A 21,401-nucleotide genomic window follows, 5' to 3' on the forward strand; every position below is an offset into this window, starting at 1 on the left:
GCGTCCCCGGCGCTTTGCGTGGCATGCTCGACGGAAGTGCCCTGGCGTCCGGGGGCCGGGTGGGAGGGGCCGCGATGCGCGTCGCAGGCAGGCTCGTCCGAGCGGCCCCGACGAAGATGCGTGCGTGATGGCGCCCCCGCCGGAGCCGCGCGCGACGTGGCGGGTCGCCGTCCTGGCGGCGGTCCGAGTCTCCCTTTCCCTGGGCACCCTGGTCGCGGTCTACTTCCTGCTGCCGCGCGAGGGCGCCGATCGCTCGCCGAGCACCTGGTGGCTCGGGGTGCAGCTCGTGGTCTTCCTCGCGGTGGGAGCCGCCCAGCTCCCGGCGATCGTCCGGTCCGCTCACCCGATGGCCCGTGCCGTCGAGGCGATCGCCCTGACGGTCGCGCTGTACCTGCTCACCTTCGCCCGGATCTACCTGGCGGTCTCGGTGGAGGACCCCGCCGCCTTCACGGAGCGACTCGATGCGATCGACGCCCTCTACCTCACCGTCGCGGTCTTCGCCACCGTCGGCTTCGGGGACGTCGCGGCTGTGAGCGGCGGAGCGCGCCTGCTGGTGACCCTTCAGATGCTGCTGAACCTGGTCGTCCTCGGCGCCGGGATCAAGATGCTGTACTCCGCGGGGAGGCGTGGCCTGGCCCGCCGGACCGAACACGGCGCCGGACGCTCCGCGCCTGCCGGGACCGTTGACCCGCCTCAGTCCTCCGGGTCGTAGCCGAGGTTCGGCGAGAGCCAGCGCTCGGCCTCGGCCAGGCTCCAGCCCTTGCGCTCGGCGTACTCGGCGACCTGGTCACGGCCCAACCGCCCCACCACGAAGTACTGGGACTGCGGGTGGGAGAAGTACCAGCCCGAGACCGCGGCCCCCGGCCACATCGCCATCGACTCGGTCAGCTTGATGCCGGTGCGCGACTCGACGTCGAGCAGCCGCCACAGCTCGGTCTTCTCGGTGTGGTCGGGGCACGCCGGGTAGCCCGGCGCCGGTCGGATGCCGGTGTAGCGCTCGGCGATGAGGTCCTCGTTGGCCAGCTGCTCGTCGGCGGCGTGACCCCAGAACTCGGTGCGGACCCGCTGGTGGAGCCGCTCGGCGAAGGCTTCCGCGAGCCGGTCGGCCAGGGCCTCGAGCAGGATCGCGGAGTAGTCGTCGTGCTCCTCGCGGAACGCCTGGATACGCTCCTGGACGCCGTGGCCGGTGGTGACGGCGAAGCCGCCGACGTAGTCGGCGAGGCCGCTCTCCCGAGGGGCCACGAAGTCCGAGAGCGCCCGGTTGGGCACCCCGTCCCGGTGCTCGCCCTGCTGCCTGAGGTGGTGCAGCACCGACAGCACCTCGGTGCGCGAGTCGTCGGTGTAGACCTCGAGGTCATCGGCGACCGCGTTGGCGGGGAAGAACCCGAAGACCGCGTTGGCGGTGAGCCACCCCTCCTCCACGATCCGGTCGAGCATCGCCTGCGCGTCGTCGTAGAGCTTGCGGGCGACCTCTCCGGTGGTGGGGTTGTTGAGGATGTCGGGGAACTTCCCCTTCATCTCCCAGGCGTTGAAGAACGGCTGCCAGTCGATGTAGTCGCGCAGCTCGCCGAGGTCGTAGTCCTCGAGGACGTGGATGCCGGGCCGGGCCGGGGCGGGCGGCTGGTAGCCGCCCCACTCGACCGGGGTCCGGTTCGCCCGGGCGGCGTCGAGCGTCACCATCGGGCGGTCGTGCTTCGTCGCGTGCCTGGCCCGCAGCGAGTCGTAGTCGGCCTGGACCTCGGCCAGCAGACGTTCGCGCTGCGCGGGGTGCAGGAGCGCGGCGGCGGTCGGCACCGAGCGCGAGGCGTCCTTCACCCAGACGACGGGACCGTCGTACTTCTTGTCCACCTTGACCGCGGTGTGGGCGCGCGAGGTGGTGGCGCCGCCGATCATCAGCGGGATCTCGAAGCCGCGGCGCTGCATCTCGCTCGCGACCGTGACCATCTCGTCCAGCGAGGGGGTGATCAGCCCGGAGAGCCCGATCATGTCGGCGCCGATCTCCTCGGCGGTGTCGAGGATCTTCTGGGCCGGGACCATGACGCCGAGGTCGACGACCTCGTAGTTGTTGCACTGCAGGACGACCCCGACGATGTTCTTGCCGATGTCGTGCACGTCGCCCTTCACCGTCGCCATCACGATGGTGCCGTTGGTGTCCTTGACCGTGGCGAGCGCGGGGTTGTCGAGCTTCTCCTGCTCGATGAAGGGGATCAGGTAGGCGACGGCCTTCTTCATCACCCGCGCCGACTTCACCACCTGGGGCAGGAACATCTTGCCGGCGCCGAAGAGGTCGCCGACCACGTTCATGCCGTCCATCAGCGGGCCCTCGATCACCTCGATCGGGCGGCCCCCGCGTGCGGCGATCTCCAGCCGCAGCTCCTCGGTGTCGCTCTCGGCGTAGGCGTCGATGCCCTTCACCAGCGCATGGGTGATCCGCTCCCCCACCGGCAGGCTGCGCCACTCCTCCGTCGTCGCCTCGACCTGCTCGCCCTGCCGGTTGTGCTCCTCGGCGATCTCCAGCAGCCGCTCGGCCGCGTCGGGCCGCCGGTTGAGGACGACGTCCTCGATGCGCTCGCGCAGCTCGGGCTCGACCTGGTCGTAGACGACGAGCGCACCGGCGTTGACGATGCCCATGTCCAGGCCGGCCTCGATGGCGTGGAAGAGGAAGACCGCATGGATCGCCTCGCGCACCGGGTTGTTGCCGCGGAAGGAGAAGGAGACGTTGGAGATGCCGCCGGAGACCAGCGCCTGGGGCAGGTTCTGCTTGATCCAGCGGGTGCCCTCGATGAAGTCCAGCCCGTAGCTGGCGTGCTCCTCGATCCCGGTCGCCACCGCGAACACGTTGGGATCGAAGATGATGTCCTCGGCCGGGAACCCCACCTCGTCGACCAGGAGGCGGTAGGCGCGCTCGCAGATCGCCTTGCGGCGCGCGAGGTTGTCGGCCTGGCCGTCCTCGTCGAAGGCCATGACCACCACGGCGGCGCCGTACTTGCGGCAGGAGCGGGCGTGCTCGAGGAAGGGGCCGACACCCTCCTTCATCGAGATCGAGTTGACGATCGGCTTGCCCTGCACGCACTTGAGCCCGGCCTCGATCACCTCCCACTTGGAGGAGTCGATCATCACCGGGACGCGGCTGATGTCCGGCTCGGCGGCGACCAGCTTGAGGAAGCGGTCCATCGCGGCGACGCCGTCGATCATCCCCTCGTCCATGTTGACGTCGATGACCTGCGCGCCGTTCTCCACCTGCTGCAGCGCCACCGAGAGGGCGGTGTCGTAGTCACCGTCCTTGATCAGCTTGCGGAACCGCGCCGACCCGGTGATGTTGGTGCGCTCGCCGACGTTGACGAAGAGGCTCTCGCGGGTGATGGTGAACGACTCCAGGCCGGAGAGCCGCATGGCGGGCGCGATCTCCGGGACGGCCCGCGGGGTCACCCCCTCCACCGCAGCGGCGATGGCCGCGATGTGCGCGGGGGTGGTGCCGCAGCAGCCGCCCACCAGGTTGACCAGCCCTGCCTCGGCGAACTCCCCGACGACCGCCGCCGTCTCGGCGGCCGACTCGTCGTACTCACCGAACGCGTTGGGCAGCCCGGCGTTGGGGTAGACCGAGACGAAGGTGTCGGCGATCCGGCTCAGCTCGGCGACGTAGGGCCGCATCTCCTTGGCGCCCAGGGCGCAGTTGAGCCCGACCAGCAGCGGCTTGGCGTGGCGGACGGAGTGCCAGAAGGCCTCGGTCGTCTGTCCGGTCAGCGTGCGTCCGGACGCGTCGGTGATGGTGCCGGAGATGACGACCGGCCAGCGACGGCCGTGCTCCTCGAAGAGGGTCTCGACGGCGAAGATCGCGGCCTTGGCGTTGAGGGTGTCGAAGATCGTCTCGATGAAGATGAGGTCGGCGCCGCCGTCCAGGAGCCCACGCGCCGCGGTGGCGTAGGCGTCGACCAGCTGGTCGAAGGTCACGTTGCGGGCGCCGGGGTCGTTGACGTCGGGCGAGATCGAGGCCGTCCGGGTGGTGGGGCCCAGCGCTCCCGCCACGTAGCGGGTGCGACCCGGGTCGGCCGCGGTGACCGCGTCGACGGCTTGGCGCGCGAGCTGCGCGGAGGCGTGGTTGAGCTCGTAGGCCAGCTCCTCCATGCCGTAGTCGCCGAGCGAGACGGCGTTGGCGTTGAAGGTGTTGGTCTCGATGATGTCCGCGCCCGCCTCGAGGTACTCGCGGTGGATGTCGAGGATCAGCTCGGGACGGGTGAGGGTGAGGAGGTCGTTGTTGCCCTGCACGTCGCAGTGCCAGTCGGCGAACCGCCGGCCCCGGTAGCCCGCCTCGTCCGGGCGGTCGCGCTGGATCGCGGTGCCCATCGCACCGTCGACGACGAGGATCCGCTCACCCATCGCCGTCCGCAGCTCGTCGCTGCAGTCGGGCCGGTGCAGCACGACCAGGTCTTCGGGCACGACGCTCCTCGCGGGTCTGGTGGCCGGTAGACATCCACATTATGGCGCGGTCCGCCAGCCGGACAGGAGTTTCGAATCCTGACATCCCCCGTGGGAACCGGCGAAATCTGCGCGAGCGCCTAGGCTGGGTGTCGTGATCGAGATCGACGCCCTGACCGACCTGGTCGACCCGGTGGTGATTGCCGCCTTCGAAGGATGGAACGACGCCGGTGAGGCCGCCTCGGCCGTGGTGGCGCACCTCATCGAGGCGTGGGACGCGACGGTGGTGGGGGCGATCGATCCGGAGGACTTCTACGACTTCCAGGTCAACCGGCCGATCGTCGGCACCGACGCGAAGGGCCACCGTCAGCTGACCTGGCCCACCACGCGGATCGCGGTGGCCTCGCCCCCCGACCTGGAGCGGGACGTGATCCTGATCCACGGGATCGAGCCCAACATGCGCTGGCGCCAGTTCTGCGCCGAGCTGCTGGCGGCCTGCGACGACCTGGGCGGCCAGCTGGTGGTGACCCTCGGGGCGCTGCTCGCCGACACCCCCCACACCCGACCGATCCCGGTCACCGGCACCGCGACCGAGCCCGAGCTGGTCGACCGGCTCCACCTGGAGCAGTCCTCCTACGAGGGCCCCACCGGGATCGTGGGCGTCTTCCAGGACGCCTGCTCACGGCTGGACATCCCGTCGGTCTCCTACTGGGCGGCGGTGCCGCACTACGTCGCCCAGCCGCCCTGCCCCAAGGCCACCCTCGCCCTGATCGGCCAGATCGAGGACCTGCTCGAGACCCGGATCCCGCTCGGCGAGCTGCCCGAGGACGCCCGGGCCTGGGAGCGCGGGGTCGACGAGCTCGCCGAGGAGGACGAGGACATCGCCGACTACGTCCGCTCCCTGGAGGAGACCCGGGACACCACGGACCTCCCCGAGGCCTCCGGCGAGGCGATCGCCCGGGAGTTCGAGCGCTACCTCAAGCGCCGCGACGACACCGGCTGAGTCCCGGGGCCGGGTCCCGCCGCCCGGGCGGGCCGGAGGGCGCCACAGCGCCGGGGCTAGAGCGAGAGCCCGAGAGCGGCGTCGAGCAGCTGGTGGACCGTGGTGGCCGCCGAGTCGTCGGTCGCGTCGGCCAGCCCCGCGGTGCCGAGGGTCGAGGAGACCCACTCCTCGACCACCCCCAGCGCCGTGGGCGCGTCGAGGTCGCGGGCCAGCGCCGCCAGGACGCCCTCCACCACGGGCGCGGCGGGGGCGCCGGCACCCAGGGCGAGGGCGCGACGCCACCGGTGCAGGGTGTCCACGGCGTCCCACAGCTCGGCGTCGGTCCACTCCCAGTCGCTGCGGTAGTGGTGGCGCAGGAGCACCAGCCGGATCGCCATCGGGTCGACGTCGGAGTTGCGCAGGTGGGAGACGAAGACCAGGTTGCCGCGGGACTTCGACATCTTCTCGCCGTCGTAGGCCACCATGCCGGCGTGGGCGTAGACCTGGGCGAAGGGCTGGCCGGTGGCCACGTGTGCCTCGCTGGCGCACATCTCGTGGTGCGGGAAGACCAGGTCGGAGCCGCCCCCCTGGACGTCGAACGTGCCGCCGAGGTGCTGCTGGGCGATGGCGGTGCACTCGATGTGCCAGCCGGGACGCCCGGGACCGAAGGGGCTCTCCCAGGAGGGCTCGCCCGGGCGGGCGGCGAGCCACAGGACGCAGTCGAGCGGGTCCTTCTTGCCGGGCCGGTCGGGGTCTCCCCCGCGCTCGGCGAAGATCCGGACCATCTCCTCCCGCTCCAGGCGCGAGACGCTGCCGAAGGAGCTGTCGGAGGTCACCGAGAAGTAGAGGTCGTCGTCGACCTGGTAGACCGAGCCGGTGGCCCGGAGCCGCTCCACGTAGTCGATGACCAGCGGGATGGACTCGACCGCGCCGACGTAGTGCTGGGGCGGCAGCACCCTCAGCGCCTCCATGTCGTGGCGGAAGAGCTCGGTCTCCCGCTCGGCCAGCGCCTGCCAGTCGATCTTGACCTTGTGCGCCCGCTCCAGCAGCGGGTCGTCGACGTCGGTGACGTTCTGGACGTAGGAGACCGGGTGGCCAGCGGAGCGCCACGCCCGGTTGAGCAGGTCGAAGCCGACGTAGGTCGCGGCGTGCCCCATGTGGGTCGCGTCGTAGGGGGTGATGCCGCAGACGTAGAGGCGGGCCGGCCCCTCGGGGGCGGTGGTGACCAGGCCCCCCGTGGCCGTGTCGTACACCTGGACGGGAGGACCCGAGACAGGCAGGACCGGAACCTCGGGTGCAGACCAGGCGCGCATGCGTCGCAGCCTACCTAGAAGGGCGGCCAGGGGATCGTCGGCCACCCCTCCTGGGGCAGCGGCATCGCGCCCGAGGCGAGGAGGCACTCGGCCCGGCGGCGGGTGGCCGCCACCTCGTCGGCGGTGAGCAGGTCGAGCAGCCGCTCCCCGAGCGCGCCGTCCAGCTCCGCGCGCAGGGCCGCCACGCGCTCCAGCTCCGGGCCGGGCAGCGGGTCGCCGGCCCACCCCCACAGCACCGTGCGCAGCTTGCTCTCGACGTGGAAGCTGACCCCGTGGTCGACGCCGTAGCGGTGCCCGTCGGCCATCGCCAGCACGTGGCCGCCCTTGCGGTCGGCGTTGTTGATGAGCACGTCGAAGACGGCCATCCGCCGCAGCGCCGGGGAGTCCTGGTGGACCAGCGACACCGGCTGGTCCCGGCCGTCGACACCGTCGAAGACGTGCAGGAAGCCCGGCGGGACCTCGCCCTCGGGCACGATGTCGACCGCGTGCTGCTCCGGGTCGGGCTCCTGCCAGCGCTGCACCATCCCGGGCCCGTGCGGTCCGGAGCGCAGCACGGTGTGGGGCACGACGTGCCAGCCCAGCGCCTCGGAGACGGCGTGGGCGGCCACCTCCCGGGCGGCCAGGGTGCCGTCGGGGAAGTCCCACAGCGGCCGCTCCCCGGCGACCGGCTTGTAGACGACGCGGACGTCGCCCAGCTGGGCGACGAAGGTGGCGTTGGAGGCCGGCATCACCCGCCCGTGGAGGACCATCTCGCCCGACGACGGGACCAGCTCGGAGCGCACGGCAGGGCTCACGCTCCGCGTCGGCGGAACCCGTTGGCCCGGACGCAGAGGTGGCCCTCGGGGTCGACGGGGTTGCCGCAGAACGGGCAGGGGGGCCGGCCGGCCTCGACGACCTGCTTGGCCCGGGCGCAGAAGGCACGCGCCACCCCGCCGGCGAGCCGGACCACCAGCAGCTCGTCGGGCTCCGGCTCCTCGAGGGCCTCACCCTCCTCGAGCTGCTCGGGCGAGACCACGGCCGCCTCGTTGAAGGGGAAGACCTCGATCACGATGCGCTCGTCGCCCGGGTCCCACGACAGCGTCATGGTGCCCGCCCGGAACTCCTCGTCGATGGGCTGCTCCAGCGGCCCGCTGTCCTCGAGGTCGACGGGGGCGACGGCCGGGATCACCGAGCCGCCCGCGGCGGCGGAGGTCAACTCGTCGAGGAGCTCGTCGATGCGCTCGACCAGGGCCAGCAGCTGCTGCTTCTCCAGCGAGACGCTGACCAGACGCGCCCCGTCCCTGGCCTGGAGGAAGAAGGTCCGGTGGCCGGGCTCGCCGACAGTGCCGGCGACGAATCGCTCGGGAGGATCGAAGGAGTGCACGACAGGCATGTGACCACCCTAGGGCCGGGCACCAGCAGGGGCGCCCGGCCCCGCTCCCCCACCCACCACGGCGTCCTCGGCCGGGACCTCCGAGTCCTCCCGACGGGCCGCGAGCCAGGCGAGGTCTCCGGCGTGCGTGTTGAGGCCCAGGGCGAAGGGGCGCCCGGCCGTGTACCGGACCAGGCTCACTGAGGCCGGGTCGACGACGATCCGCTGGAACTGGTCCAGGTGCATGCCCAGCGCGTCGGCGAGCACCGCCTTGATCACGTCGCCGTGGCTCACCGCCGCCCAGACCGCGTGCGGGCCGTGCTCACGCTCGACGGCAGCGTCGTGCTCGCGGACCGCGGCCACCGCCCGGGCCGACATCGTCGCCATCGACTCACCACCGGGGAAGACCGCGGCCGCGGGCTGGCGCTGGACCGTCCGCCACAAGTCCTCCTGGCTGAGCTCGGAGATCCGCCTCCCCTGCCACTGGCCGTAGTCGCACTCGGTGAGGCGCTCCTCGACCTGCAGCGCCACCGCGCCCTGCGGCCCGCCGGGCGTCTGTGCCCCGGCGGGCGTCTGTGCCCCGGCGATGAGCTCCGCGGTCTGCACGCAGCGCTCCAGGGGGCTCACCAGCAGCGCGGCCAGGGGGACGGCGGCCAGGCGCGCGGCTGTGGCCCGGGCCTGCCGCTCCCCCTCCCCGTCGAGGCGGACACCGGGCAGGCGACCCGCCAGGGTCCCGGAGACATTCGCTGTGGTGCGCCCGTGCCGCACCAGGATCACGGTGGCCATGCTCCGGAGCCTAGTGGGGCTAGCCTGGACGACGTGATCGTCGACAACGCGGTGTACAGGGCCGGTCAGCGGATGCTCCACGACCTGCCGGTCCACGACATCACGGGCGTCGGTGCCGGGCGCGAGCCCGGGGACTTCCAGTGGGTCGGCCTGCACGAGCCGGACGACGGCGAGATGGCTCGGGTCGCCGCCGCGTTCGGGCTCCACCCGCTCGCGGTGGAGGACGCGGTCAACGCCCACCAGCGGCCCAAGCTCGACCGCTACGAGGACATGATCTTCCTGGTGCTCAAGACCCTCTGGTACGTCGACGAGCACGACGCCGTGGAGACCGGCGAGATCGGCATCTTCCTGGGGCCCGACTACGTCGTCACCGTCCGGCACGGCGACGGCGCAGACCTCCAGGGCTCGCGGCGCGACCTGGAGGGCCGGGCCCAGGTCCTCGCGCACGGCCCCGCCGCGGTGATGTACGCGGTGTTCGACAAGGTGGTCGACGACTACGGCGACGTCGCCTCCGAGCTCGAGGTCGACGTCGACGAGGTGGAGGAGTCGGTCTTCTCCGAGGGCCGGTCCGCCCAGGAGGGCGACGCCGCCCGGATCTACGCCCTCAAGCGGGAGCTGGCCGAGGTGCGCCGGGCCGTGCTGCCGCTCCGGGAGCCGCTGCGGCTGCTGACCGCCGGCCAGGTGGCCGACGTCCCCGAGGGCACCGCGCCCTACTTCCGCGACGTCGACGACCACGTCCTGCGGGTCGCGGAGATCGTCGACACCCTCGACACGCTGCTCTCCAGCGCCTTCGACGCTCACGTGGCCCGGATCTCCCTGCAGCAGAACGAGGACATGCGCAAGATCTCCGCGGTGGCCGGCATCGCGGTGGTGCCGACCCTGGTGGCCGGGATCTACGGGATGAACCTGCAGCTGAAGCCCTCGCCGGAGTCGGACTTCGGGTTCGAGTTCGCGCTCGCCCTGATGGCCGCGTCGGTCATCGCGCTGGCCTGGTGGTTCCGCCGGGTGGGCTGGCTCTGATCCCCGGTCAGGGCGTCAGCACGCCCGTGCCGAGCAGGAGCAGGGTGGCCCCGCCGAGCAGCACCCGGTAGATCACGAACGGGGTGTAGGACCGGGTGGAGACGTAGCGCAGCAGCCACGCGATGGCGGCGTACCCGACCGCGAACGAGACCACGGTGGCCACGATGGTCGGCGCCCACCCGTAGGTGTTGTCGCCGTGCGGGATCTCCTGGAGCTCGAAGATGCCCGCGCCGACCACCGCCGGGATGGCCAGCAGGAAGGCGAACCTGGTGGCGGCCTCCCGCTCGAAGCCCAGGAAGCGCCCCATCGAGATGGTCGCTCCCGACCGCGAGACCCCGGGGATCAGGGCCAGCGCCTGGGCGCCGCCCATCAGCAGGGCGTCGCGCAAGGTGAGGTTCTTGATCTTCCGGTCGCCGCGGCTGACCCGGTCCGCGATGCCGAGGACCACACCCATCACCACGAGGGCGACACCGATGATCCACAGGTTGCGGAAGTCCCGCTCGATGACGTCCTTGAGGAGCACGCCCAGTACCACGATCGGCAGCGAGCCGAAGATGATGAACCAGCCCATCCTGGTGTCCAGCGTCCCCCGGTGCTCGGGCTGGAAGATCGAGCGCACCCAGCTGCTGCCGATGCGCCAGATGTCCTTGCGGAAGTAGATGAGCACCGCCAGCTCGGTGCCGATCTGGATGACGGCGGTGAACGCCGCTCCGGGGTCGCCCCACCCGAAGAGCTCGGGGAAGATCCGCAGGTGGGCGCTGCTCGAGATCGGGAGGAACTCGGTCAGCCCCTGGATGGTTCCGAGCACCACGGCCTTGAACAGATCCCACATGGGGGAACAGCCTAGGGCGCCCCCGCGCTTGGTCCCGCACCGCGTCCGGCGAGCCGCGCGGGCGGGCTCACGGGGGGCTGACTAGCCTGTGCGCATGCAGCAGCGCTCGGTCGGTCGCACCGGCCTCCAGGTCTCCCGCCTCGGCCTCGGCACGATGACGTGGGGGCGCGACACCGACGAGCACGAGGCACGCGACCAGCTCATCGCGTTCACCGAGGCCGGCGGCACCCTGGTCGACACCGCGGCCGGCTACGGCGACGGCGCCTCGGAGAGCCTGCTGGGCAGCCTGCTGGGCGACGTCGTGCGCCGCGACGAGGTGGTGCTGGCCTCCAAGGCCGGGGTCTCCCGCCGCGGCGGGGAGCGGAACGTCGACACCTCCCGCGGCGCGCTGCTGAGGACGCTCGACGCCTCCCTGCGCCGGCTCGGCGTCGACCACGTCGACCTGTGGCAGGTGCACGTGTGGAGCGGCGCCACGCCCCTGGAGGAGACGTTGAGCGCCCTGGACACCGCGGTGTCCTCCGGTCGCGCGGCCTACGCCGGCATCTCGAACTTCAACGGCTGGCAGAGCGCCCAGGCGGTGACCTGGCAGCGGGCCTGGCCCGGCAGGGCGCCGGTCGTCTCCACCCAGGTGGAGTACTCGCTGATGAGCCGCGACGTGGAGTTCGAGGTGCTGCCGGCGGCCCGGGCGCTGGGGCTGGGGGTGTTCCCGTGGTCCCCGCTGGCCCGAGGCGTCCTGACCGGCAAGTACCGCACCGGCACGCCGGCCGACTCCGCGGGCGCGACCCCGCACTTTGCCGACCGGGTCGGCTCCTACCTCGACGAGCGGGGACGCGGCATCGTCGAGGCCGTGGCCCGCGCCGGCGAGGGGCTCGGGTGGAGCCCCCTGGAGGTGGCTCTGGTCTGGGTGCGGGACCGCCCCGGCGTCACCGCCCCGCTGGTCGGCGCGCGCACCGCCGCCCAGCTCCACGACGTGCTGGGCACCGAGGAGCTGGTCCTGCCCGCGGAGATCGTCGCCGCCCTCGACGACGTCTCGGCGGACTGATGAGCCGGGTGCTGCGCCGGCCGCCGCGCCCCGGGGTGGAGTGGGAGTTCGACTCGGTCACCTATCCCCCGGAGGTCTCCCGCAACACGGTGCGCCAGCTGCTCGTGGAGCGAGCCGAGCACGGCGGCTGGGAGCTGGCCCGGGTGCGGATCACCGCCGACGGCATGCGCCGGGTGCTGCTGCGACGCAAGATCATTCGTCAGGTCCGCCCGACCTTCTGGTGACGCCCACCGGCTTCGCCACGACCACCCGGTACTTCGTGTAGTGGAAGCGTCCGTTGGGGTAGACCACCCGGTCGGTACAGCTGATCAGCACGAGCCGGTGGGCACCGGTGGTGCGGAAGAAGCGCTGGGGCAGCTTGCTGGCCCGGTCGTACTTCTTCGTCTCCGACAGCTCGTACCGGTAGGTCTTCCCGCCGCTGCGCACGCTCAGGGCCTGCCCCTGCTCGGCACGGCGCAGTCCCCACAGGGCACCGGGTCGGTCGTGCCAGTCCGACACGTGACCGGCGACCACGGTGGTGCCGATGGCGTCGCCGTAGCCCGCGGAACGGCGTAGCCAGGCGGTCAGTCGGACGTCGGCGGGCAGATCCATGCGCCCGCGCGAGATACCCGTCGGGACGACCTGCGCACGCAGTCCGAAGCCGGACGCCCGGATCGAGGCCTTCGAGACTCGGGACGACTCCGGGTCCCGGAGGGTGCCGGAGAATCCACTGGGCACGACGGGCGGCTTGTACGACGGCTTGGCGACGGTCGTCGTCTCCGACTTCAGGCCGCACCGGGTCGTCGCCGACTCGTTGGCCGTCGTCGCCTCGGTGGTCACCTTCCAGGTGTAGACGCCGGGCGCCGCCGCGCTCACCTTCGGGCTCTTCGTCCAGCCGGCGCGTGCCCGCCACGTGACGGTGCTCGCCAGGTTCGCCCGGCGGCAGGAGGCCGCCGCGCGGGAGGTGAAGGGTCCGTAGAGCCGGGCGACCGCGGGCACCGAGGTCCCGGGCGCCAGGCCCGTGACCCGGACCCGGTCGTGGAACCTCTCGCGCGGCTCCACACGGCGCTCGGACGTCTTCGTCCGGATCCGCGGTCGGGCGGGCGCTCCGGCGTCCACCTGCACCACGGCACCGTCGGGCGGCGAGGACGCGGGTCCCCCGGTGGCGTCCGAGCCCGTCGCGCGGGCCGTGTTGCGCAGTCCCTCACCCCGGAGGTCGGCAGCGGTGACGGTGTAGACGCTCGTGCAGACCACGCTGGCCCCCGGCGCCAGCTGGGCGGCCCCCGCGGGGCACGTCGGGGTGGGTAGGTCGCCGGTCCCCGTGAAGGCGTCCTCGGCGACCCCCACACCGCTGACCGGGACGTTGCCGGTGTTGGTGATCGTGAACGAGTAGGTGACCTGCTGCCCGGCCGTGGTGACGGTCGCGGGGCTGGCGGTCTTCTCCAGCACCAGCCCGGGGCTCTGGCCGGCGGTCACCGACACCGTGCTGGTGTTGTTGGTCAGGTCGGGGTCGCGGGGGAAGGAGCCGGTCCGGTCCGAGGTGGCGGTGTTGGCGAAGGTGCCCACCCCGGGCACCCGCGCGGTGATGCGCAGCGTCGCCTGGGCACCGGCCGTGGGCAGGTCGACGGGGGTCAGGTCCCCGACCTGCCAGGTGCCGGTGGCCGGGTCGTAGGTGCCCTGGGAGGCCGTGCTGTCGACATAGCTGAGTCCTGCCGGCAGCTGGTCGGCGAGGCTCACGTTGTCGGCGGTGTCGGGACCGAGGTTGCGGACCCCGACGGTGAACGTCACGGTCCCGCCCACGACGGGGTTGGGATCGTCGACGGTCTTCTCCACCGCCACGTCGGCGACGGGCACGAAGAGCTGGGCGTCGTCGACGTTGTCGTCCGGGTTGCGGTCCTCGACCCGGGACTGCTGGATCGCGACCAGGTTGCGGTAGGTCCCCGACGCGCGCTCGCCGATGAGGACGGAGGCCTCCAGCGTGGCCGTCTCCCCGGACTCCAGGCGCGGGATGGTCCAGATCCGGTTCTCCACGTCGAAGGTCCCGTTGTCGGTCGTGTGCCCGGTGATGTTGGCCTGGATGAGCGCAGGATCCTCCGTGATCGTGTTGTCGGTGGCGTTGGGGCCGTTGTTGGTGACCCGGATCCGGTAGAGGACGGTGTCGCCCGGCTGGGCGACCGGGCGGTCGACGTCCTTGGTGATCGCGAGGTCGGCGAGCTCGACGAAGGTGGCCGTGGCCGAGGCCGAGTCGTTGGTCGGATCGATGTCTCGTTGGTCGACGTTGGCCAGACTGGCGGTGTTGGCACGTTGCCCGACCACCGTGCCGGTCGCCCGGAGGGTGAGCGTGACGGTCGAACCGACCGGGAGCGAGCCGACGGTCCAGGTGCCGTCCTCGGCGTCGAAGGTGCCGTCGCCGGAGGCGGAGACGAAGGTCAGACCCTCGCCGAGCACGTCGGCGAGGACGAGTCCGGTGGCCGTCGTGGCGGTCTGCCCGGCGACGGCGTTGTTGGTGGCGGTGATGGTGAACACCGCGTCCTCACCCAGCGGGATCTCGTCGACCGACCCGGCCCCGTCCGGCCGGTCCACGGACTTCGTGACGCCGATGTCGACGGCGGGGGCCAAGGTCCGCACGGTGGCGCTGGACTCGTTGTCCTCGGGGGTCGGGTCCTCGTGCAGGGGCGCGTCGACCGTGGCGAGGTTGACCTTGGTGCCCGCCGTGTCGAGCTGGGCGGTGATGGTGAGGACGGCGCTCTCCTCGGCCTCCAGGGTGCCGACGTCCCACCGACGACTGGTGGGGTTCACCGTGCCCTGCGTGGCGGTGGTGGAGACCACGGTCACGCCCTCGACGCCGGTGTCGGTGACGAAGACGTCACGCACCGTGTCGGGGCCCCGGTTGAGCACCGTCACCGTGTAGGTGACGGTGTCCCCCACCACGGCCTCCAGCGGGGAGGCGCCCTTGATGATGACGAGGTCGGCGACCGGGGTGCGCACCCCGACGCTGGCGGACGCCGAGTCGTTGGCGCTGTTGATGTCGGTGGGCGACACGGAGGCGATGCTGACCGCGTTCGTGAACGTGCCGGGACTGTTGGTGCCCAGGGTGAAGTCGTACGCCGCGGACTCGCCCACGCCGAGGGAGCCGATGTCCCAGACGCTCGTGGCCGGGTCGAAGGTGCCGTCTCCTCCGGAGTCCCCGGGACGGAAGGTCAGCCCCGGGGGCAGGTCCTCGGTCACGGTGATCCCGGTGCCGGGACGCGGGCCGAGGTTGGTGACCGTGACCCGGAACGTGACCGGCTCCCCGGCCGCGACCTCCGTCGAGCCGATGACCTCCTTGGTCACGGCCAGGTCGAGGGACGAGGGGTTGAGGGTGACCGTGGCGCTGTTGTTCGCGGCGTTCGTGTCGAGCTGGTCGAGCCTGGTCAGGCTAGCGGTGTTCGAGACCACGCCGTTGGTGTCGACCCGCGCGGTGATGGTCAGGGTGACGGCGTTCCCCACGGCCAGCGCCGGGATGGACCACTCACCTGCGCCCGTGTCGTAGGCGGACGGCTGGGCACCGGAGGTGCTCGAGGTCAGCAAGGTGAGCCGCGACGCGGGCAGCTGGTCCCTGATGACGACGTCGGTGGCGGCTGCCGGGCCGTTGTTGGTCGCGGTGACGGTGAAGGTGACCGTGTCGCCGACGGACGGGTCCGGCTCGTCGACCGTCTTGGTGACGGCGATGTCGGTGTTGATCCCGATGCTCTCCTGGGCCTCGGGCGACTCCACCTGCTGGCCGATCGGGGTCTCCCCCGCGGCCACGGCGGTGTTCACGATGCTCCCGGCAGCGTTGGCCTGCGCGGTGTCGACGGTGTACGTGCCGGTGCAGGTGGTCGTTGCCCCCGGCGCCAGGACGTTCGCCTCGCAGAGGAGGGTCGCCGAGGAGACGCGGTCGTCGGTGACGGCGATGTTGGTCACGGTGGAGCCGCCGGTGTTCGTCACCGTGTAGAGGTACTCGACCTCCTGACCGGCGACGTACGGCGGCTCCGTCTGCACGCTCTTGGTCAGGTCGAGGCTGCTCGTCAGGGGGACGGTGACGGTGGCCTCCGGGGAGGTGACCGTGTCACCCCCGGGATTCAGGGCGCTCGCTGTCGCAGTGTTGACCACCTCGCCGGCGGAGACGTCGTCCGCGGTGACGGTGTAGGTGCCACGGCACACCGTCGTCGACCCCGGGCCTGGCGCTGGGGTCAGAGTGGTGGCGTCGCAGGTGATCGGCCCCGTGATGGTGTCGTCGGTGATCGACAGGGTCGAGAGGTTCTCGCTCCCCGCGTTGGTGACGGTGTACTGGTAAGGGATGACCGTGCCTGCGGTGATGACGGCGGGCAGGGCGCCGGCGCTGCGGTCGACCTGCTTCTCGAGCTGGAGCTGGGCGAGGGGGACGACCGAGCGGACCACCGCGTTGCGGATCAGGTGGACGTCGGTCACGCCCCCGGTGGAGCCCGACAGCCCGAACTTGTAGGTGCTCGGCAGGTCGGCCGGAGCGGGGATGTCGAGCTCGGTGATCCAGGGGTCGTTGGCCGCGGAGGGGTTGTACCGGACCTGGACGATGACCCTGGGGTCAGGCGCCGGCGTGACGGTGATGTTCACCTGCCGCCAGGACGCGGCGAGCGTACGGCCGCGCAGCGTGCCGCTGAGCGTGGTACCCGGGTCGTCCGGGTCGTCCGGGTCGTCCGGCGTGGTGGAGGCCAGGTAGCAGTAGCCGGTGAAGCCGTCGCCGGGGCCGCGCAGGGTGATGACGTTCGGCGCCACTGCACCCTCGGCCGTCGAGGGTGAGCGCTGTCCCTCGGGGCAGCCAGTGCCGCGGTTCTCGCCGTCGTCGTAGTAGTTGCCGTAGCTGTCCAGCCCGACGCCGAGGACTCCGCCCACGATGCCCGGCTCGTCCTCGCCGCCCAGTGTGGCGCTGCGCTGGGCGTACCCCAGGCTGCCGCCCAGACCGCCGGTGTCGGTCAGGTCGGTCGAGCCGTCGACGAGGAAGAACCCGATGCCGTCTGCGCCGGTGCCCCCGTACTGGAACTGGTCGAAGGTGATGGTCACCCCGGCCGTCGCGGGGACGGGCTGGTTGTACAGCACGCTGCCCGCGGTCTGCGTCCTCGCGTCGGTCAGCTGCAGGTATCCCGGGGTGTTCCCGAGGCCCGGGACCGGGCCGGTCCGGTACGCCGCACAGCCGGGGATCTGGGCCGCGCCGGCCGGTGGGGCGGTGGTGGCACCGGTCAGGCAGGCGATGCCCTGGCGCGTCCAGGCCGGGTCGGGCACCGAGGAGCCGGTGAACGTCTCGGAGACGATCGTCGTCCCCCCGGTCGGCGGGTCGGCGGAGGCAGGAGCCCGCATCGCCGCGGGCGCGAGCGCCACGGTGAGCGTGGCCAGCAGGCAAGTGGTCGTCGTCAGGGCGATTCCACGCAGCGTCGGCACGGGTCCTCCTCGGCGGCCGCCGCGCCCCGTCCGGGCGAGCCAACCGCATCCCCGAGTCTTGGCGCCGTGCGTCGGGGAGGACTAGGGGCCAACGGCCCGATCCTCGGGCGACCTTGGACCCTGGTGCCAGGGACCTCAGGCCTGGTCGAGGAACCGGTCGAAGACCCGCGCGCCGAACTCCAGGGCGTCGACCGGCACCCGCTCGTCCACCCCGTGGAAGAGCGAGCCGAAGTCGAGGTCGGCCGGCAGCCGCAGCGGCGCGAAGCCGTAGGAGGACATGCCCAGCTTGCGGAAGTGCTTGGCGTCGGTACCGCCGCTCATCAGGTACGGCGCCACGATGCCGTCCGGGTCCTCGGCCAAGATCGACCGGGTCATGGCGTCCATCAAGTGGCCTTCGGTGGCCGACTCCCAGGGCTGCTGGTGACTGATGAACTCCCGGGTCACGTGCGGGCCGCAGAGCTCGTCGAGCGTGGCGAAGAACTCGTCCTCGTAGCCCGGCAGGAACCGGCCGTCGATGTGGGCGGTGGCCTCGGTGGGGATGACGTTGACCTTGTAGCCGGCGTCGAGCATCGTGGGGTTGGCGGTGTTGCGGATCACCGCGCCGAGCATCCGCGCCGAGCTCTCGAACTCCTCGACGAGCGCCTCGGCGTTCTCCGGCGTCGCCTCGGTCCCGGCGATCCTGGCCACCGAGGCCAGCAGCACCTCCATCGCCGGGGTCAGCCTCACCGGCCACTGGTGGGCGCCGATCCGCGCGACCGCCCCGGCCAGCTCGGTGACGGCGTTGTCGCGGTTGACCATCGAGCCGTGGCCGGCGGTGCCGCGGGCGCGCAGCCGCATCCAGGCCATCCCCTTCTCGGCCGCCTCGATGAGATAGATCCGCTGACCGCGCACCGTGGTGGTGAAGCCCCCCACCTCGCCGACGGCCTCGGTGACGCCCTCGAACAGCTCGGGCCTGTCGCGGACGAGGACCTCGGCCCCCTGGTGGCCGCCCGCCTCCTCGTCGGCGGTGAAGGCCAGGACGATCGGCCGCCGGGGCACCCGGCCGGAGCGCACCCTGGCGCGCACCACCGAGAGGAGCATCGCGTCGAAGTCCTTCATGTCCACCGTGCCCCGGCCCCAGAGGTAGCCGTCGGCGATCTCGCCGGCGAAGGGGTCGTGCGTCCAGTCCTCCGCGGCGGCGGGGACGACGTCCAGGTGGCCGTGGAGCAGCAGCGCGTCGCCCTCCGAGCCGCCCCAGCGAGCGACCAGCGACGTGCGCCCCGGCGCCCCTTCGATCAGCTCGGAGGCGATGCCGACCTCGTCGAGCAGGGTCGCGACGTGCTCGGCCGCCTTCCGCTCCCCAGGCCCGGAGCCGTCGCCGTAGTTGGAGGTGTCGATCCGGACCAGGTCACGGCAGAGGTCGACCACCTCCGCGGCGGGGTCGTGCTGCGGGTCCACGGGCGGGCGCTCGGTGACGTTGTCCATGTCCATGCCCCCATCCTGACCGGCTGGGGCCCGAGCGCGAAACGCCATGACCCCGATTGCGGCATTCCGCTCCGGTGTTGCTAGGGTTTCACCGCACTCGTCCGGGTGGCGGAATTGGCAGACGCGCTAGCTTGAGGTGCTAGTGCCCGTATTAGGGCGTGGGGGTTCAAGTCCCCCCTCGGACACGCACGCTAACCCCACCTGGGGCCACATCGGCCCCAGCGTGGGGTTGGTTCATTTCCGGGGCCCCTCCCTTGAAGACGACCTCGGCGCGGGCCACGCGGGTAGCAGGCTCGTAGACGATGCGCAGCCGCACCGTCTCGAAGAACGCGTGCAGCAGTTCGGCGTTCACGTCGGTGGGGTCCAGTTCCGCCAGAAGGGCCGGGTCAGTGCCCGCCTCGATGGCCGACACCAAGTTCGCCAGGCCCCTCTCCACCTCAGCCAACCTCCGCTCGCTCGCAGCGCGGCGGGCATCGACCTTCGTCGGCTTCTCCGCCCAGCCCAACAGGTCGTCCAGCAACGCGGCTCGACCGGCCGGTGCGAACAGCGAGGCAATCCACGGGAGGACCTCGTTCAGGACCTCGGCCTGACCAAGAGACACGTTGGCCGGATGGGTGGCCACGGCGGGGCTGGCCTCGACCAGGTCACGACTGCGGCACCGGTACTTCACGTACTGAGGGGTCGGGGGCATTGCGTCAGGTGGCCACGAGGCCGATCACCGTGAGCGTGTTCGACCCGACCTCGGTGAGTCCGTCGTCGGCGGCACGTTGGGCGCAACTCGCGCGCCCGGATGTTCGCTGCTCCTAGGCCCCATGCATCGGTTGACGTCGACGTAGCCGTCGTCGCACGGTCACGTTGGGACTCACGGTGTGTTCTCGGGGGCTCAGTCAGGAGGACGGCGCGACGGCTCTTCGCTCGAATACGCGAACGCACGTCAGTGCCCTACTCCACCTGGCCAGCCCTGGGCATCCTGGAAGCGCTGGGCATGCGTGCGATCCGGTTAACCCTGATCAGTCGCCCAACTTGGCGAGTGTCTTGTCGATCTCTTTTCGCAGATGCGAGTCGCTCGTGTTTCGGACCTTCTCCAACGCTGGCCGCGCAGCGGGGGGACGCAACCGACGGAGTGCCAGAACAGCATGGAGACGGACGTCATCGTCTTCGAGCAGCCCCGTAAGAGTGTCCACGGCTCCAGGGTGCTTCGACTTCCCCATGCCGAGGACGACCATTTGGCGGGCTCGCCCATACGCCGGATTCACACACAGGGCACGCAGATCCTCGTAGGCGCGGTCATCCCAGAGCACCTCTAGGGCGTTCCCTGCCACCCAGCGCAGTTCGATGTCTGCTTCTGAATCCCCAATACTAATGGCAGTGAAGTCTTCAATGACCGCTTCCAGCGCGGCCTTCTTCGCGTAGGGCACGGAGAGGGCACGCAGCAGCGACTCGTGGAGTCCGAAGTCGGACACTCGCGGGAGCCAGTCCACCAGGACCGGTATCGCCGCCTGGTAGTTGCTCGCTCCCTCTCGAAGGTCGTGAAGAGAAGAGACGTCGAACCCGGCACCTCGCAGGTCCGAGAGGATCGCCGACTCCTGACCGGGCCGCTCTAGTCCTGCGCCGGTTTCGGTCACAATGTCTTCCCCAGGATGATGCGGCCTGCATCTACTAGGCCTTGGGCCCGGGACAGGACGTTCTTGGTCACCAGGCACGCGCCTGCATTGGGGATGAACTCGATCATCTCGTGGGCCATGCGTTACCCCCAGTGGAAACGGGTCTGTGGGTCTCAGGGTGCTTCATTGGTCGGGCCGGGCACTGGAATGCCGCGCTCGGTGAGGAGTGCCTCGCACCGTTCGACGAGCGCCGCCCGGTGGGAGTACCACACACGGAGGTTTCCCAGCACGGTGCGGCCGTGGACACTGGGGAGCAGTAAGTCGATGTCTGGACGTGCCAGCAAGACGTCGTAGAACGGCTTGAGGTCCGCGTCGGTGTACTTAAACGTCGATGCAGCGGCCTCCAAGGGGGTTCCCTCATTCCCCATAATCGCGTTGACGTCAGCACCGAGGTCCAGCATCCGCTGGAGCAGCCGAGCCTCACTCTCGAAGTCGTGGGTGTTGCCCCAGACGAGAACGTGCAGGGGGTGCCGCGCGGTAACGTCGGCTCCGTCGTCGAGCAGTCGGTTCACGATCTTCTCCCGGGTCTCCGGGTCTTTGTGGCGCAGAGCCAACGTGAGCAGTGTGCAGCTACTGAACCCGTCATAGTTCGCGAACGTCGGACGATAGACAGCCTCAAACTCCTCCCACGTTCCACGCCGCAGCACGCCATACAACTCGGAAGTGTCGCGAGGTTCTTTCCGGCTCAGCCATCCCATCAGTTCTACCTGTCCTTTCTGCGGGGTCTCGGCACTACCTCGTCGACCCCGGACTGGTTACGGCCTAGGTGCTCGGGCACGTAGCTGGACGGGTCGTGCCACTCGTCAAGAAACTGCCGGAGAGTGGTCTTCCCGGACAGGTACTCGTCCCGCACTACGTGGTACGGCCTCTCGGGGTCGTGCCCCATGTTCCACTTGTCAGTTCGGGGTTGTCCCGGCTCCCACTGCACCTTGACGTTGACCCCGTTCTGGGACTGGCCCCGCTTTGGTTGACGCGTAGCGGTTGCGGTGTTCAGGCCGCGTCTGCGGGTGCGTAGATCATCTCAAACTCGACGGGCGTGAGCCTGCCAAGTCCTCGCTGTCGTCGGCGGCGGTTGTACTTCGTTTCGATCCAGCGGACCATCTCGAGCCGCAGCTC

17 protein-coding genes, 1 tRNA gene and 1 pseudogene are annotated in these 21,401 nt (G+C 71.0%); 6 read left to right on the forward strand and 13 right to left on the reverse strand.

Going from position 1 to position 21,401, the window contains the following annotated elements:
- Positions 1–127: 127 nt before the first annotated feature.
- Positions 128–712: an ion channel gene (locus tag AC4BG9_RS16840; RefSeq protein WP_490572292.1), complete on the forward strand. Its 585-nt coding sequence runs from the start codon at positions 128–130 to the stop codon at positions 710–712.
- On the opposite strand, the gene metH is transcribed toward AC4BG9_RS16840, so the two are convergent.
- Positions 694–4,377 carry a methionine synthase gene (metH, locus tag AC4BG9_RS16845; protein WP_490572293.1) on the reverse strand — a complete coding sequence of 1,228 codons (3,684 nt, stop codon included), beginning with the start codon at positions 4,375–4,377 and terminating at the stop codon, positions 694–696. The genes AC4BG9_RS16840 and metH overlap by 19 nt on opposite strands.
- 193 nt (positions 4,378–4,570) lie before the next feature.
- On the opposite strand from metH, the gene AC4BG9_RS16850 reads away from it, so the two are divergent.
- Positions 4,571–5,419: a PAC2 family protein gene (locus tag AC4BG9_RS16850; RefSeq protein ID WP_490572274.1), complete on the forward strand. Its 849-nt coding sequence runs from the start codon at positions 4,571–4,573 to the stop codon at positions 5,417–5,419.
- 56 nt (positions 5,420–5,475) lie between these two features.
- On the opposite strand, the gene mshC is transcribed toward AC4BG9_RS16850, so the two are convergent.
- Genes mshC through AC4BG9_RS16870 form a run of 4 tightly spaced genes read right to left on the reverse strand, consistent with a single transcriptional unit; the run spans position 5,476 to position 8,848 of the window.
- Positions 5,476–6,711 (reverse strand): cysteine--1-D-myo-inosityl 2-amino-2-deoxy-alpha-D-glucopyranoside ligase, encoded by a 1,236-nt coding sequence (gene mshC, locus AC4BG9_RS16855; protein ID WP_490572275.1) that lies wholly within the window; start codon positions 6,709–6,711, stop codon positions 5,476–5,478.
- A gap of 14 nt (positions 6,712–6,725) precedes the next feature.
- Positions 6,726–7,505 carry an SCO1664 family protein gene (locus tag AC4BG9_RS16860; RefSeq protein WP_490572276.1) on the reverse strand — a complete coding sequence of 260 codons (780 nt, stop codon included), beginning with the start codon at positions 7,503–7,505 and terminating at the stop codon, positions 6,726–6,728.
- Positions 7,502–8,083, reverse strand: a complete 582-nt coding sequence (locus AC4BG9_RS16865) for a DUF3090 family protein (protein ID WP_490572277.1) — start codon at positions 8,081–8,083, stop codon at positions 7,502–7,504. The genes AC4BG9_RS16860 and AC4BG9_RS16865 overlap by 4 nt, the downstream gene beginning before the upstream one ends.
- 9 nt (positions 8,084–8,092) lie before the next feature.
- The gene (locus AC4BG9_RS16870) at positions 8,093–8,848 is read right to left on the reverse strand and encodes an MSMEG_4193 family putative phosphomutase (RefSeq protein ID WP_490572278.1); all 756 of its coding nucleotides are present in this window, start codon (positions 8,846–8,848) and stop codon (positions 8,093–8,095) included.
- Between the two features lie 33 nt (positions 8,849–8,881).
- Here AC4BG9_RS16870 and AC4BG9_RS16875 point away from each other — a divergent pair, with 33 nt between their 5' ends.
- Positions 8,882–9,868 (forward strand): magnesium and cobalt transport protein CorA, encoded by a 987-nt coding sequence (locus AC4BG9_RS16875; protein WP_490572279.1) that lies wholly within the window; start codon positions 8,882–8,884, stop codon positions 9,866–9,868.
- A 7-nt stretch (positions 9,869–9,875) separates the two neighbouring features.
- Here AC4BG9_RS16875 and AC4BG9_RS16880 read toward each other — a convergent pair whose 3' ends face one another.
- Entirely contained in the window at positions 9,876–10,700 is an 825-nt protein-coding gene (locus AC4BG9_RS16880) for an undecaprenyl-diphosphate phosphatase (RefSeq protein ID WP_490572280.1), read from the reverse strand.
- A 94-nt stretch (positions 10,701–10,794) separates the two neighbouring features.
- On the opposite strand from AC4BG9_RS16880, the gene AC4BG9_RS16885 reads away from it, so the two are divergent.
- Entirely contained in the window at positions 10,795–11,742 is a 948-nt protein-coding gene (locus AC4BG9_RS16885) for an aldo/keto reductase (RefSeq protein WP_490572281.1), read from the forward strand.
- Positions 11,742–11,966 carry a DUF5703 family protein gene (locus AC4BG9_RS16890; RefSeq protein ID WP_490572282.1) on the forward strand — a complete coding sequence of 75 codons (225 nt, stop codon included), beginning with the start codon at positions 11,742–11,744 and terminating at the stop codon, positions 11,964–11,966. The genes AC4BG9_RS16885 and AC4BG9_RS16890 overlap by 1 nt, the downstream gene beginning before the upstream one ends.
- Here the strand turns inward: AC4BG9_RS16890 and AC4BG9_RS16895 are convergent.
- Together AC4BG9_RS16895 and AC4BG9_RS16900 are read right to left on the reverse strand one after the other, a co-directional pair.
- Positions 11,935–17,157: a DUF7507 domain-containing protein gene (locus tag AC4BG9_RS16895; RefSeq protein WP_490572283.1), complete on the reverse strand. Its 5,223-nt coding sequence runs from the start codon at positions 17,155–17,157 to the stop codon at positions 11,935–11,937. The two genes, AC4BG9_RS16890 and AC4BG9_RS16895, sit on opposite strands and share 32 nt — an antisense overlap.
- A gap of 135 nt (positions 17,158–17,292) precedes the next feature.
- Entirely contained in the window at positions 17,293–18,627 is a 1,335-nt protein-coding gene (locus tag AC4BG9_RS16900; protein WP_490572284.1) for a M20/M25/M40 family metallo-hydrolase, read from the reverse strand.
- 93 nt (positions 18,628–18,720) lie between these two features.
- Between AC4BG9_RS16900 and AC4BG9_RS16905 the strand changes: the two genes are divergently transcribed.
- Positions 18,721–18,806, forward strand: a tRNA-Leu gene (locus AC4BG9_RS16905).
- On the opposite strand, the gene AC4BG9_RS16910 is transcribed toward AC4BG9_RS16905, so the two are convergent.
- The 5 genes and pseudogenes from AC4BG9_RS16910 to AC4BG9_RS16930 all read right to left on the reverse strand — a co-directional run.
- On the reverse strand, positions 18,788–19,291 hold the full coding sequence (locus AC4BG9_RS16910) for a hypothetical protein (protein WP_490572285.1): 504 nt from the start codon (positions 19,289–19,291) through the stop codon (positions 18,788–18,790). The two genes, AC4BG9_RS16905 and AC4BG9_RS16910, sit on opposite strands and share 19 nt — an antisense overlap.
- Before the next feature lie 340 nt (positions 19,292–19,631).
- Positions 19,632–20,246 carry a HEAT repeat domain-containing protein gene (locus tag AC4BG9_RS16915; RefSeq protein ID WP_490572286.1) on the reverse strand — a complete coding sequence of 205 codons (615 nt, stop codon included), beginning with the start codon at positions 20,244–20,246 and terminating at the stop codon, positions 19,632–19,634.
- 152 nt (positions 20,247–20,398) lie between these two features.
- Positions 20,399–20,983, reverse strand: a complete 585-nt coding sequence (locus AC4BG9_RS16920) for a hypothetical protein (RefSeq protein WP_490572287.1) — start codon at positions 20,981–20,983, stop codon at positions 20,399–20,401.
- Positions 20,984–20,988: 5 nt separating this feature from the next.
- A complete protein-coding gene (locus tag AC4BG9_RS16925) occupies positions 20,989–21,213 on the reverse strand; it encodes a GH-E family nuclease (RefSeq protein WP_490572288.1) in 225 nt (74 codons plus the stop codon).
- A 62-nt stretch (positions 21,214–21,275) separates the two neighbouring features.
- Positions 21,276–21,401: pseudogene (locus tag AC4BG9_RS16930) on the reverse strand (IS3 family transposase); the annotation flags it as partial.

The organism is Nocardioides sp. Z40_12, from assembly GCF_058215795.1.